Source organism: Micrococcaceae bacterium Sec5.7 (genome assembly GCA_039636785.1).
GTDB lineage: Bacteria > Actinomycetota > Actinomycetes > Actinomycetales > Micrococcaceae > Arthrobacter.
Window position 1 is genome coordinate 3432572 of record CP144169.1, and the last position, 13979, is coordinate 3446550.

The 13979-nt window shown below is 66.4% G+C and carries 10 protein-coding genes and 2 pseudogenes; 7 read left to right on the forward strand and 5 right to left on the reverse strand.

Annotation, left to right across the window (positions count from 1 at the left end):
• Nucleotides 1-71: 71 nt before the first annotated feature.
• From V3C33_16440 to V3C33_16450, 3 genes are all read right to left on the reverse strand, one after another.
• Entirely contained in the window at nt 72-2078 is a 2007-nt protein-coding gene (locus V3C33_16440) for an ABC transporter ATP-binding protein (GenBank protein ID XAS67031.1), read from the reverse strand.
• The gene (locus V3C33_16445) at nt 2075-3808 is read right to left on the reverse strand and encodes an ABC transporter ATP-binding protein (GenBank protein XAS67032.1); all 1734 of its coding nucleotides are present in this window, start codon (nt 3806-3808) and stop codon (nt 2075-2077) included. The genes V3C33_16440 and V3C33_16445 overlap by 4 nt, the downstream gene beginning before the upstream one ends.
• A 530-nt stretch (nt 3809-4338) precedes the next feature.
• Entirely contained in the window at nt 4339-4737 is a 399-nt protein-coding gene (locus tag V3C33_16450) for a cupin domain-containing protein (GenBank protein ID XAS67033.1), read from the reverse strand.
• Nucleotides 4738-5162: 425 nt separating this feature from the next.
• Here V3C33_16450 and V3C33_16455 point away from each other — a divergent pair.
• A pseudogene (locus V3C33_16455) lies at nt 5163-5330 on the forward strand (enoyl-CoA hydratase/isomerase family protein).
• Between the two features lie 76 nt (nt 5331-5406).
• On the forward strand, nt 5407-5538 hold the full coding sequence (locus V3C33_16460) for a hypothetical protein (protein ID XAS67034.1): 132 nt from the start codon (nt 5407-5409) through the stop codon (nt 5536-5538).
• Between the two features lie 32 nt (nt 5539-5570).
• On the opposite strand, the gene V3C33_16465 is transcribed toward V3C33_16460, so the two are convergent.
• Complete coding sequence (locus V3C33_16465; protein ID XAS67035.1) at nt 5571-5870, reverse strand: putative quinol monooxygenase; 300 nt, start codon at nt 5868-5870, stop codon at nt 5571-5573.
• Nucleotides 5871-5919: 49 nt separating this feature from the next.
• Nucleotides 5920-6183 (reverse strand): annotated as a pseudogene (locus V3C33_16470) (NUDIX hydrolase).
• Here V3C33_16470 and V3C33_16475 point away from each other — a divergent pair.
• The 5 genes from V3C33_16475 (at nt 6145) to V3C33_16495 (ending at nt 13932) form a co-directional block, all read left to right on the forward strand.
• The gene (locus V3C33_16475) at nt 6145-7239 is read left to right on the forward strand and encodes an SPFH domain-containing protein (GenBank protein XAS69767.1); all 1095 of its coding nucleotides are present in this window, start codon (nt 6145-6147) and stop codon (nt 7237-7239) included. The pseudogene V3C33_16470 and the gene V3C33_16475 overlap by 39 nt on opposite strands.
• 9 nt (nt 7240-7248) lie before the next feature.
• Nucleotides 7249-8148, forward strand: coding sequence for a hypothetical protein (locus V3C33_16480; protein XAS67036.1), 900 nt, complete (start codon nt 7249-7251; stop codon nt 8146-8148).
• A gap of 133 nt (nt 8149-8281) precedes the next feature.
• A complete protein-coding gene (gene ggt / locus V3C33_16485; protein XAS67037.1) occupies nt 8282-10108 on the forward strand; it encodes a gamma-glutamyltransferase in 1827 nt (608 codons plus the stop codon).
• 208 nt (nt 10109-10316) lie between these two features.
• A complete protein-coding gene (locus V3C33_16490; protein XAS67038.1) occupies nt 10317-11210 on the forward strand; it encodes a class II glutamine amidotransferase in 894 nt (297 codons plus the stop codon).
• A gap of 214 nt (nt 11211-11424) precedes the next feature.
• The gene (locus V3C33_16495) at nt 11425-13932 is read left to right on the forward strand and encodes a bifunctional YncE family protein/alkaline phosphatase family protein (GenBank protein ID XAS67039.1); all 2508 of its coding nucleotides are present in this window, start codon (nt 11425-11427) and stop codon (nt 13930-13932) included.
• The last annotated feature ends 47 nt before the right edge of the window (nt 13933-13979 follow it).

A 13979-nucleotide genomic window follows, 5' to 3' on the forward strand; every position in this document is an offset into this window, starting at 1 on the left:
GCGGCGGAGGGCAAGATCGTGACCGGGACCTTCGTGACCGCGTTGAAGCGATAGTGGTTGGTACTGCGCCCTTAGACCTCCGCCACCGGAGCCGCAAACTGCGCGGCATACAACGCGGCGTACGCCCCACCACCGGCCAGCAGCTCCGCATGCGTCCCCTGCTCCACGATCTGCCCGGCCTCCATCACCAGAATCAAGTCGGCGTCGCGGATCGTGGACAGCCGGTGGGCGATCACGAAGCTCGTCCGGTCCGACCGCAGCGCGCTCATCGCCTTCTGCACCAGCACTTCGGTGCGGGTGTCCACCGAGCTCGTCGCCTCGTCCAAAATCAAAACAGAAGGCCGTGACAGGAACGCCCGGGCGATGGTGAGCAGCTGCTTCTCGCCCGCGCTCACGTTGCCGCCCTCGTCGTCGAGCACTGTGTCATAGCCCTCCGGCAGCGAATGGACGAACCGGTCCACATACGTCGCCGTCGCGGCCTCCAGAATCTCGGCCTCGGACGCATCCGGCCGGCCGTAGGCGATGTTGTCCCGGACAGATCCGCCGAACAGCCACGTGTCCTGCAACACCATCCCCATCCGCGAGCGCAGCTCGTTGCGCGTCATGGCGGTGACGTCCACGCCGTCGAGCGTTATCCTCCCGGCATCCAGCTCGTAGAAGCGCATCATCAGGTTCACCAGGGTGGTCTTCCCCGCCCCGGTGGGCCCCACGATCGCCACGGTCTGCCCGGGCTCCGCGACCAACGTCAAATCAGAAATGAGCAGCCTGTCAGCCGAGTAGGAAAACGAGACGTTCTCGAACACCAGCCGCCCGCGCCCGCTAACAGGAGACGCGGCCGGTGAGGGATCCGCACTCTGCTCCTCGGTATCCAGCAGCTCAAACACCCGCTCGGCGGACGCAACACCGGACTGCAGCAGATTGGCCATCGACCCCAGCTGGGCCAGCGGCTGGGTGAACTGCCGCGAGTACTGGATAAACGCCTGCACGTCGCCCAGCTGCATCGCGCCGGAAGCCACCTGCAGCCCGCCCACCACCGCTATCCCCACGTAAACCAGGTTGCCGATGAACGTCATGGCCGGCATGATCAGGCCGCTGATGAACTGGGCGCCGAAGCTCGCCTGGTACAGCTCCACATTCTTCTGCCGGAACCTCTCCTCCACCTCCCGCTGGCGGCCGAACACCTTCACCAGCGCGTGGCCCGTGTACGTTTCCTCGATCTGGCCGTTCAGCTCCCCCGTGTTCTTCCACTGCGCCACGAACAGCTTCTGCGAGCGCTTGGCGATGAGCGCGGTGGTCACCAGCGTCAGCGGAATGGTCACCAGCGCAATGACGGCGAGCGTGGGAGAGAGCAGGAACATCATCACCAGGACCCCGGCCACCGTGAGGATGGACGAGACCGCCTGGCTCAGCGACTGCTGCAGGCTCTGGGAAATATTGTCGACGTCGTTCGTCACCCGGCTGAGCAGCTCGCCGCGCTGGATCGAATCGAAGTAGCGCAGCGGCAGGCGGTTGATTTTCGCCTCGATCCGCTCGCGCAGCCGGTACACGGTGCGCTGCACGACGCCGTTGAGCACGTACGCCTGCACCCAGCCGAACGCCGAGGCCAGGACATACAGCGCCAGCGCCCACAGCAGCACCGAGGAGAGCGCCGCGAAGTCGATCCCGGTGCCGGGGGTCAGCGTCATGGCACTGAGCATGTCCGCCTGGGAATCCTCGCCGGCCGCGCGCAGCCGTGCAATCACGTCGGCTTTGCTCACCCCGGCCGGGAGCTGCTTGGACACCACGCCGGAGAAGATCAGGTTGGTGCCCTCGCCCAGCAGCCGCGGGCCGATCACGGAGAACGCCACGCTGCCCACCGCAAGCGCCAGGACCAGCACCAGCCACAGCCGCTCGGGGCGCAGGGTGCCCAGCAGGCGCTTGGCGGACGGCCCGAAGTTCATCGCCTTTTCGGCGGGGATGTTCATCCCGGCGAAGGGTCCGCCTCGCCCCGGCCCGCCGGCAGGCCGGGGAATGCGTTCGACGGCGGGCGCACCGGCGGGCGCGGCCGCTCCGGGCCGGTTACCACGGACAGTGCTCATGCCGCCTCCTCCGCTGCCAGCTGGGAGGACACGATCTCCTGGTACGTCTCCGAGTCCTCCAGCAGCTCGTCATGCGTTCCGCGTGCCACCAACCGCCCGTCCTCCAGCACCAGGATCTGGTCCGCGTCCACGATGCTGGAGACGCGCTGCGCGATGATCACCAGCGTTGCCCCCGAGGTGTCGTGCTTCAGGGCCTGCCGCAGCCTGGCATCCGTCGCGGTGTCCAGCGACGAGAACGAGTCGTCGAAGATGTAAAGCTCCGGACGTTTCACGAGCGCCCGGGCGATGGCGAGCCGCTGCCGCTGCCCGCCGGAGACGTTGGTGCCGCCCTGCGAAATGGGCGCATCCAGGCCGCCCTCCATCTCCAGGACGAAATCCTGCGCCTGCGCGGTCCTCAGCGCCTGCCAGAGTTCGTCCTCGGTCGCATCCGGTTTGCCGTACAGCAGGTTGCTGCGCACGGTGCCGGAGAACAGGTACGGCTTTTGCGGAACCAGCCCGATGTGACCCCAGAGCAGGTCCGGGTGCAGCTCGCGGACGTCCACGCCGTCGATCCTCACCGAACCGCTGGTGGCGTCAAAGAGCCGGGGCATCAGGTTCACCAGGGTGGTCTTCCCCGAGCCGGTGCTGCCGATGATCGCCGTCGTCTCCCCCGCGTCGGCGGTGAAACTGATGCCGCCCAGGACGGGCCGTTCGGCACCCGGGTAGGCGAATCCGACGTCGCGCATTTCCAGTTCGCCGCGGCCGGCGGTCCCGCTGACGGGATTCGCCGGAGGGCGCACGCTGGATTCGGTTGCCAGCACCTCGCCGATGCGGTCCGCCGAGACGGCCGCGCGCGGAATCATCACGGCCATGAACGTGGCCATCATGACGGACATCAGGATCTGCATGAGGTAGCTCAGGAAGGCGATCAGGGTGCCCACCTGCATGGAGCCGTCCTCGATCCGGAACGAACCGAACCAGATCACGGCCACGCTGGAGACGTTGAGCACCAGCATCACCACGGGGAACATGAGCGCCATCAGACGGCCGGCCCGCAGCGCAACGTCCGTGACGTCGTCGTTCGCTGTCGCGAACCGCGCGGTCTCCACATCCTCGCGCACGAAGGCGCGCACCACCCGGATCCCGGTGAGCTGTTCGCGGAGCACCCGGTTGACGGTGTCGATCCGTACCTGCATCTTGCGGAACAGCGGCACCATCCGGACAACGATCAGTCCGACGGCGACCAGCAGCACGGGCACGCTCACGGCGATGAGCCAGGACAGCTGCGCGTCCTGGCGGATGGCCATGATGACGCCGCCGATGCTGAGCATGGGCGCGGCCACCATCAGGGTGGCGGACATCAGCACCAGCTGCTGCACCTGCTGGACGTCGTTCGTGGAACGGGTGATCAGCGACGGCGCCCCGAAGCGCGTGACCTCCTGCTCGGAGAATTCGCCCACCCTGGTGAACACTGCGCCGCGCAGGTCCCGCCCGAGCCCCATCGCCGCCTTCGCCCCGAAGTACACGGCCGTGACCGCGCAGGCGATCTGGAGCAGGGTGATGAGCAGCATCACGCTGCCGAGCCGCAGGATGTAGCCCGTGTCGCCCTTGGCCACGCCCTCATCGATGATGTCCGCATTCAGCGTGGGCAGGTACAGGGACGCAATGGATTGCGCCAGCTGGAAAACGACGACGGCGATCAGCAGCCGCTGATGCGGCCGCAGGTACTGAACCAGCAACTTCCAGAGCATCCGTACTCCCACTCACGCCAAGTGATTCGAAGGCCAGTTTACGTCTGGTTGCTGGGGGCAAATAGGGAGGGGAGGACTGCGACAAAGAAGCCGCCGCAAACAACGCCGGAATCGCCGCAGAAGCAAACCTCAACGCCGTGTGGATCGGCCCCAGCGACCTGTCCATGTCACTCGGCTTCCCATGGCAGAAGGCTCGACGTCACGGCGGCCATCGACCAGATAGCAGCCGATGTCACCGGCTCGGCGAATTGTTCCCTGTGTGTCATCGCCGACTCGGCCGAAGACGCCAGCCACCGGCAGGAACGCGGCGCACAGATAATCCTCTTCAACTCCACATCACTGATTGCGGACGCCTTCAGCGGTGCCCTGGCCGCCACCCGGGCACTTCAGCCGGCACGGGCGTCCGGTACCGCGCGGTAGGACACCGCTAAGGGCGCACGACGGCGGCACTTCCGTGCCGCCGTCGTCGTCGTCTTCTTCCGGTCCGGTTTCCTCCGAGTATCACCGCTGCGCGGCGGTGGTATTGATTGTCAGATTCTGGCATGCACGCCCCGGCTGGTGGGCCGGCCGAACGATGCCGCGCCCAGGAATTCAACGGCCACAAAAGGCTCGGATCCCACCACCCATTCATCATGGCCGGGAGGAAGCGTGTAGGTGTCGTTGGCATGAATCGTGGAATGTATGCCCTCGGACGTTTCGACCTCCATCACCCCGGAGACGCAGAATCCGAGATGGTGGTGCTGGCAGAACTCGGTCTTCTCCATGGGTTTGATGCATTCGGACCATCGCCAGCCGGGGTCGAGAATCAGGCGGGCAACCGAGTAGTCATCTATGGTGACCAGATCAACCTCGGCCTTGTCCGGCCACCGCTTCTTATCCGGGACATCAAAGGACTTAACAGCCAAGGCTGTGACGAAATTTGCTGACATGAGACGCTACCTGGGAATTAGGATAAGGCCCTTGGGGTGGAACCGTGTTATTGACGTACGGGCTGCCGACCTGGGGCCTGAGTGTCCGAGCAAACCCGTAATTTGTGCCGTTGTCCCCTACAACGCACACGCGTTCAACAGATCCATGCTGACGTAATTCAACCGTAGCCCTCCCCCGCCTGAAGTCAATGGGCGGGACGCCATGGGCTTTAGTAGGAACCTGGCTCAGCCGGCTCAGTAGCCCTTCGCTGAGTACGCACCCAGCGCCCGGCTGATCTCCCGGGCGGTGCCGATGGCAGCCTCGCCATACTCCTCGAACTTGCCGGGCACAATCCGGCTCGACGGCCCCGAGATCGAAATCGATCCGGCAGGACGACGACACGAGCGTCGATCAGCTGAGCCGCGCAGATCTGGCCATCAGTTCCATCACGAAGCCCACCGTGGCACTGGTTGACGGTGCCTGCATGGGAGGGGGCTGGCAGATTGCCTCGGCCTGCGATTTCATCATCGCGAGCGAACGCTCCGTCTTCGCGCTGACACCGGCCAAGATCGGCATCATCTACCCCAGACCGGGAATCGAGCGGCTGGTCCGGCTGGTGGGCCATGCCAACGCGAAATTCATTCTCCTCACGGGCCAGGCGTTCACCGCGGCTGGTGAATCTGACGGACATGGACCACCCCCGCATCGATCAGGAATGGGAGGACGCCTGGGCCGCCATGCCGGACAGCCCCGACATGGGAATCGGCATCAGCGCGTTCCTGAACCGTGTGCAGCCGCAGTTCACGTGGACTCCGGCGTAGTGAGGCACTGACCGCTGGCGGGCCCGCGCGGGCTAGCGGATGGGCGAGCCAAGCACATTGAACTGGTTGCCACCCATCTCCCCGGACAACAGCGGCATGGCCTCGCTGATCGCTGCCCGCACGCTGTCCAGCTGCAGCGAGGCCTGATGAGCCTCGGGCGACTCCCACAGTTCGCAGACAAACACCGTGTCCGGCGAATCGTCGTTGATGCCCACTTCATAGAGCAGGCAACCCGCATCCTTCAGTCCGGCCATGGGCCGGAGCAAGATGGAGACGACGGCGTCGCGCTGGCCAGGTTTGGTGCCGAGAGTTCCTACGTTCGCAAAGGTCATGGAGACATTGTGGCGCACGGGTCGGACATTGATCCCGCAGGGCGGGAAGTCAGTCGCGCGGGCGCATGAGCGGCGGGTTGAGCACGGCCCGGGTTGGCTGGCCCGCCGCCGGCCGGGCCGCCTCGGCGAGCCGGAACAGCGCGGCCGGACGGCCGGCGTCGCCCGCCGTCATCCGCCCCGTAGCCTCCAAAAAGCCGGGCGTGCCGGTGGCCTTACGATGGAAATTCCGGGGGTCCAGGCGCGTGCCCCACACCGCTTCATACACCGCCCGGAGCTGGGCGATGGTGAACTCCTCGCTGCAGATGGCTGCCCCTGGATCAGCCACTTCCTGGGCGGTCCCACCGGTTATGTCGTCCACCTGCAGAAAGGCACGGTGAAGCACCAGGGAGTGGGCCAGGCATTCTGGTTCCGTCCCGCCAACTCCGTGCTCAGCGAGGTTCCCGTGGATGACCAGGAGCTGCCCACGCTGTTCCACGCCATCACCCGCGACCACCAGGATGTGAGCGTCCAGGCCAACGTGACCTACCGCTTCATTGACCCCGTGGCCGTCTCCAGCCGGCTCGACTTCGGCCTCCAGCCGGTTGGTTCCGCGCCGGCCGCTGGGCGGGAACAGGTAGCCACGATCATCGGCCAGTTGTGCCAGAGCCACGCGATCGACCAGATCGCCACCACCACGCTTGCCGAGGCACTGGAGCGCGGAGTCAGCCAGCTCCGCACGGTCCTCGCCGAAGCCCTCCGCGCGGATACCCGGCTCCTGTCGACCGGCATCGAGATACTCGGGGTGCAGGTCCTGGCAGTCCGGCCGGAGTCCGACGTCGAGCGGGCCCTGCAGACACCGGTCCGGGAGCATCTCCAGGCCGAAGCAGACCGCGCCGTCTACGAGCGCCGGGCACTCGCCGTCGAGCGCGAACGGACCATCTCCGAGAACGAGATGGCAAGCCAGATCGAACTGGCGACCCGTCGCGAACACCTGGTCAGCCAAGAGGGTGCCAATGCGCGGCGCGGGGCCGAGGAAAAGGCCGCCGCGGGGTTCATCGAGGCGCAGGCTTCGGCAGAGCGCAAGGGCATCGGCGCCTCGGCCGAGGCGAACCAGATCCGCCTGGTGGGTGAGGCATCTGCCGCAAGCGAGGCCGCCACCATGGAGGTCTACCGGGGCATGGAACAGGCCACGCTGTTAGCGCTGGCCCTGCGTGACGCGGCTGGATCCCTGCCCAACATCGGGAACCTCACCATCACGCCTGACCTGCTCAGCGGAGCGCTTGCCGGGCTGTTCCGGGAGCCTGCAGGCGGTGCGGTTGCGGCTGGAGCCGGGGGTGCGGCGGGTGCAGTCAGTGCGGCCGGAGCAGCGGCCGGCCGGGTCCAGAAGTAGGATCCCGTCATGGCAAACCCCCGCCTCGTCATCGTCCACCGCCGGACCGAGCTCCAAGAACTCCTGGACCGGCACGCCACCCGCGGCCAGGCCGAGTTCTTCCTGAGGAACCGAGGTCGAACCCTCCACGACGTCCAGCTACACCACGACCGGCTACAGGCGGCGCTCTCGGTCATCCGCGCGGCGGTTCCCGCCGAGTGGCGGCACGCCCAGGTGGAGCGCCAGGACCTGAGCCGCTTCCTACTCACGCCGGAGGACGTCATCGCGGTGGTGGGCCAGGACGGACTGGTGGCCAACGCGGCGAAGTACCTCAACGGCCAACCCGTCATCGGAATCGATCCGGAGCCCGGGGCGAATCCGGGCGTCCTGGTCCGGCACACCCCTCGGGCAGCGGCCGGTCTGCTGCAGGACGCCGCAGTGGCCGGGCCGGTGGAGCGACTGCGCTGCCAGAGTCTGACCACGGTGACGGCACGGCTCGACGACGGGCAGGAACTTTCGGGGCTCAACGAGGTGTTTGTCGGACACGCCTCGCACCAGTCAGCCCGGTACCAGCTCACGGCGCCCGGCGGCCAGGCTGAGCGCCAGTCCTCCTCGGGACTGATCGTCTCCACCGGCACGGGCGCCACCGGCTGGTGCGCATCGATCGCCCGGGAGCGCGGAGGACGCAACTTGCCTGCACCGAAGGACCCCCGGCTCGCGTGGTTCGTCCGCGAAGCCTGGCCGTCCCCCATCACAGGAACCGCGCTGACCGAGGGCTTGCTGCAGGCCGGCGAGTCACTCCGGATCACCGTGGCGTCCGACCAACTGGTGGTGTTCGGCGACGGCATGGAAGACGACCGCCTCGCCGCTTCATGGGGCCAGGAAATCACGGTGCAGTTGGGCGAACGCCCGCTGCGGCTGGTGGTGTAGGGCCTGCATAAGTCGACGACCGGAACCTTGCGCTTCTGCAAGCTGCCCCCAAATGCCCAGCGTTGAATGTCGTATTGCTGCGGGGTAGTGTGGCGCCCACCACCTACTCGCATCACCCTAACTCGGGAGCGCCATGCCACATCTGAGACGTCGACTGGCTGCCGTAACGGCGGCTCTGGCTGTGAGCGTGACGGGCGGCGCCGTCGTCAGCCCCGCGTTCGCCGATCCGCGGGAGACTGAAAAGACCGCGACCGCCACCGGGTACGGCGGCGCAGTGAGCACCGTGGACCCGGAGGCATCCGCTGCGGCGATCGAGGTCCTCCGCAAGGGCGGCAACGCGGCGGACGCCGCCGTCGCCGCGGCCGCGACCCTGGGCGTGACCGAGCCGTACAGTGCCGGGATCGGCGGCGGCGGCTACTTCGTGTTCTACGACGCGAAGACCGGCAAAGCCGGCACGATCGACGGCCGCGAGACAGCACCGGCAGCGATGCCGCACGACGCGTTCATTGACCCAACGACCGGCCAGCCCTACCGCTTCACGCCCGAGCTCGTCACGAGCGGCGTCTCCGTGGGCGTCCCCGGCACCCCGGCCACCTGGGAGCGCGCACTCGCCCGTTGGGGCACTTTGAGCCTCGGCGATGCCCTCGAGCCCGCAATCAAGGTCGCGACCCGCGGCTTCGTGGTCGACGAAACGTTCCGCCAGCAGACCCTCGACAACAAGCCTCGCTTCGAGGCATTCACCTCGACGAGCAGCCTCTTCCTCCCCGGCGGCGACGCACCCGCCGTCGGCAGTGTTTTCCAGAACCATGACCTCGCCGCGACGTACCGGCTCCTCGCCAAGCAGGGCACGAACGGCTTCTACAGCGGCCCGCTCGCGGCCGAGATCGCGGCCACAGTCCAGGCTCCGCCGAAGACCGCCACCACCGCGCTGCCCGTCCCGGTCGGCCACATGACGACGGCGGATCTCGCCGCATACCGCGCCCTGGACCAGGCGCCCACGCACGTGGACTACCGCGGCCTGGACGTCTACGGCATGGCGCCCTCGAGCAGCGGGGGCACCACAGTCGGCGAGTCCCTGAACATCCTGGACACGTTCAACCTTTCCGAGATGTCCAGGCCCAGCGCCCTGCACCACTACCTCGAGGCGAGCGCTCTCGCGTTCGCGGACCGGGGCAAGTACGTGGGCGACCCGGCGTTTGTTGACGTGCCCACCGCCGCGCTCACTGATCCGCTGTTCGGCAAGGAGCGCTCCTGCCAGATCGACCCCCTCCACGCGGCTGCCAAGCCCGTCCCAGCGGGGGACGTGTCCGCGTACGACGGCGCGTGCCCGGCTGCCGCCGCGCCTCTCGCCGACGAGAAAGACACCGAGAACATCTCGACCACCAACATGACGGTCGCGGACAAGTGGGGAAACGTGGTCGAGTACACACTCACGATCGAGCAGACCGGCGGGTCCGGCATCGTGGTGCCCGGCCGGGGGTTCCTGCTCAACAACGAGCTGACCGACTTCTCGACCGTATATAACCCGACCGACCCGAACCGGATCGAACCGGGGAAGCGCCCGCGCTCCTCGATGTCGCCGACCATCATCCTCGAGGACGGCAAGCCGTTCCTCGCGCTCGGCTCGCCCGGCGGATCGACGATCATCACCACCGTCCTGCAGACGATCCTGAACAGGGTGGATCTGGGCATGAGCATCTCCGAGGCGATCGCGGCACCGCGCGCGTCGCAACGGAACACGGCCAAGGTCACGGCCGAGCCGGAGTTCATCGCGGCATACGGAAGCCAGCTGACACCGTACGGTCATCAGTTCACACCATCGGGTGACGCGTTCACCTCGGCAGCAGAGATCGGCGCGGCCACCGCAATCGAGTTCAGGCCCGACGGGAGCATGGTCGCCGCGGCTGAGCCCGTCAGGCGCGGGGGCGGCTCAGCGTTGGTAGTCAAACCGTCGCCGTGATGGACGTACTGGCCCTCCGGAGGGACTCACCACCGAAGGGCCAGCACAATCTACGAGCACAGCGAAGTCCTCCGAGCGAGTGTCAAGAGCTACCTCTAGGTAGTGGCGGCGGCACAACCCGGCGGCCAGCTTCCTGGAGGACCTGCAAACCGGCCACCGGCCGGGTGCAACGCCCGGCTGAGCCTGACCCCACCGTATTGGAGGCCGCATGTGCCGTCTGTTCGGCCTGCACGCCGGTAACACCCCCATAAAGGCCACGTTCTGGCTGCTGAATGCCCCAAACAGCCTGTCCCTGCAGAGCCGCCGCGAACCCGACGGCACAGGGATCGGAGTCTTCACACCGGACGGAAGCCCTGAGGTGTCGAAACAACCGATCGCCGCATGGGAAGACCGGGACTTCGCACGGGAAGCGCGCCGTCTGGAAAGCACCACCTTCCTGGCCCACGTACGCTACGCAAGCACCGGGTCCCACACGATGGTCAACACCCACCCTTTCGAACAGGACGGGCGGCTGTTCGCGCACAACGGAGCCTTCGAGCAACTGGAGAAGCTCGACGCACGCCTGGCCGAGCTCGGAGTGGAGGAACTGGTCCAAGGACAGACCGACAGCGAGCGGCTCTTCGCCCTCATCACCGCCGAAACCCGGCTGGCCGCCGGCGACGTAGGAGAAGGCATTGCCCGGGCGCTCCGGTGGACCGCGGAGGCGCTGCCCGTCTACAGCCTGAACCTGATCATCACCACAGCCACCGACCTTTGGGCCGTGCGCTACCCGGAAACCCATGAACTCTACGTCCTGGAACGACACCCGAAAGACCTGAAAGGCAAGGGGCACATTGAGGCCCGCAGCCGCCGGATCAACGCCCGCAGCGAGGACCGCGTGACCACACCGTATGTACTCGTGGCCAGCGAACCAATGGATACCAAACCGGATTGGCGCCTGATGGAGCCCGGCGAACTCCTGCACGTGGACTCCACGCTGCATGCGACCAGCAGCTTCCCGCTTCCACAGAATCCGGCGCGCCCCCTCGCCCTGGCCGACCTCGATCCGGTCACGGCCGCGTCCCAGCACCCCCACGGAATCCCATTTGGGACAGACGAGTAACGAAGGCAGATTGGAGTGGCCCGAAGGTGCCGAAATGCCGGACTACTGCTTGGCTTCCTGGCTCGATGACAGTTCAGCTGTTCCACAGCTGCCGGCAGCCCGACCGGCAAACGGAACCGATCAGGCGGCGTCGCGCCAGTCGTTCATCGGCCATTCGGCGGACGGTTCCCTTCGAGTCGGGCAACCGTTTTCCGGGTTTCCTAGCCTTGGACCCATGAAAAACAAAACAGTCCCGGTCCTGGTCGGAACATTGTCTTGCGTCCTCATCGGAGGGGCAGCCATTGCGGCGGTTTCCAATTTCGCCGGCCCTCATGAAGACGGCACGGCAGTCACGCCCGTGGGCATGCGCGTCACACCGGCCGGGCGGCAAACCACGCTCGGGGACCTGCCGCTGAACTCCGCCATCTCCCCCGACGGACACAGACTCGCCGTGACCAACAACGGACAAGGAACCCAGTCCCTGCAACTCGTCGATCTGGCCGACCACGAGGTGGACCAGACCATCACCTACAAGTCCCCGGAGTCCCTCTACATGGGCCTGGCATGGAGCCCGGACGGCACTAAGCTCTACGCCAGCGCCGCCGCGAATTCCAAAATCCGCACCTACGACTACTCCGGCGGCAAACTGGCCGAGGGCACGCCCATCCAGTTGCCCACTAAAACACCTGCCGGCAAAGCCCTGAACCTCTTCCCGGCCGGCTTGGCACTTACTCCCGACGGCAAGCGCCTGGTGGTCGCGGACCAGCTGGCCGACGCCGTGTCCGTCGTCGACCTCGCCACGGGCCATGTTGCGACAACGCCGGCCGGGCACCGTCCGCTCTCCGTCACGGTCTCCCCGGACGGGACAACGGCCTACGTCACCAACCAGGGCGCCTCCGACCTCTCCGCGGTGGACATCACCGGAGCTGAGCCGAAGACATCGCGCACGCTCGGAGCGGGCCTGCACCCCAACAAGTCCGTCCTCTCCAAGGACGGAAGGAACCTCTACGTCGCCAATGGCGACGATGACACAGTCTCCGTGGTCGACACCGCCTCGGGCACAACCGCCAGCATCAGTCTCGCACCCGAAGATGGCGCACCGATCGGAACAAACCCCACCGGGCTGGCATTGGACGAGACCGGACATCGCCTCTTCGTCAGCAACTCCGGTAACAACGACGTCGCCGTCGTCGATCTGGCCCGCAAGGCCGTCTCCGGCGTGGTACCCGTCGGCTGGTACCCCACCTCACTTGCCTTGGCCGGCGGGAAACTGCATGTCACCAACGCCAAGGGACTGGGAGCGGGGCCGAACAACGGCCCCTCCCATCCGAACCCGGAGTCGGCTGCCGGCACCGCGGAGAACCAGTACAGCGGGTCCATGATCGTTGGCACGCTGAGCAGTTTTGACGTCCCTGAGGGCGGGCAGCTGCAGAAAACCACCGAACAGGTCAAAAACAACAACCGGCCGGAGAACGCCGGGGGCAACGTGATCCCCCGCCAGCCCGGTCAGCAGAGCCCCATCAAACACGTGATCTACGTGGTCAGGGAAAACCGCACTTACGACCAGGTGCTTGGCAGTCTGGGCAAGGGCAACGGCGATCCGTCGCTGAATCTCTTCGGCGACGAGTCCGCCCCGAACTTCCGGGCCCTGTCTAAAAAGTTCACCACGATTGACAACTTCTACGCCGACGCGGAAGTCAGCGCCAACGGATGGAACTGGGTAGCCTCGGCCAACTCGAACCCGTACGCCGAGCAGATGTGGCCGGCCAACTACTCCGGCCGGAAGGCACCGTACCCCAGCGAGGGCAATGCCCCGGAAATCGCAGCGCAGCAGCCGGACAACACGTACGTCTGGCAGCGGCTCGCCAAGGCAGGCGTCAGCTTCCGCAACTACGGCTTCTACGTCGCCAACAATGCCGGCACGTTCAACGCCGCCGACCCGGTCCTGAACGCCCAAACAGACCACAATTACCGCGGCTTCGACATGAACTGCCCAGACACCGCCGGAACGTTCACACCGCTGAACGCCACTTGCGGGACCCCGCGTGTGGATGAATGGACCAACGATTTCAAGTCCCAGGAATCGGCCGGAACTGTGCCCGCGGTCCAGTTTGTCCGGCTACCCAGTGACCACACGCAGGCCACCCGGACGGGTGCCCCGACGCCGAAGGCCTACGTCGCTGACAACGATCTCGCGCTCGGCAAGCTCGTGGACACGGTCTCCCACTCATCCGTATGGAAGGACACCGCCATCTTCGTCACCGAGGATGACGCCCAGAACGGCTCGGACCACGTGGATGCACACCGCACGCTGGCGCTGGCCATCAGCCCGTACACGCAGACCGGGAAGGTCGACTCAACCTTTTACAGCACCGCCTCGATGGTGCGAACCGTCGGCCTGATCGCTGGCATCGCGCCGCTGACCCAGTTCGACGCGTTCGCCACCCCGATGAGCGCGTCCTTCACGGCCAATCCCGACAACGCGCCGTACTCCGCGCTCAAGCCAAGCTACGACATGACAACCGTCAATGCGGCCAATGCCCCACTGGCCGCAAAGGTAGCGACGCAGGACACCGGCACAGAAGACAAGATTGATGAGCAGCTCTACAACAGGGCCATCTGGCAGTCAGTGCACGGTGCCGGTTCCCAGATGCCCGAACCTAAACACAACGTCATCGGTTCCGGCGGCCAACCCGCCGTCACCGGGAGCGGGCAACCCGCGCCCAGGGATTCCGACGGCTAGCCATTCACGGCTCGGGGGCGGTCACCGACAATCGGTTGGCCGCCCCC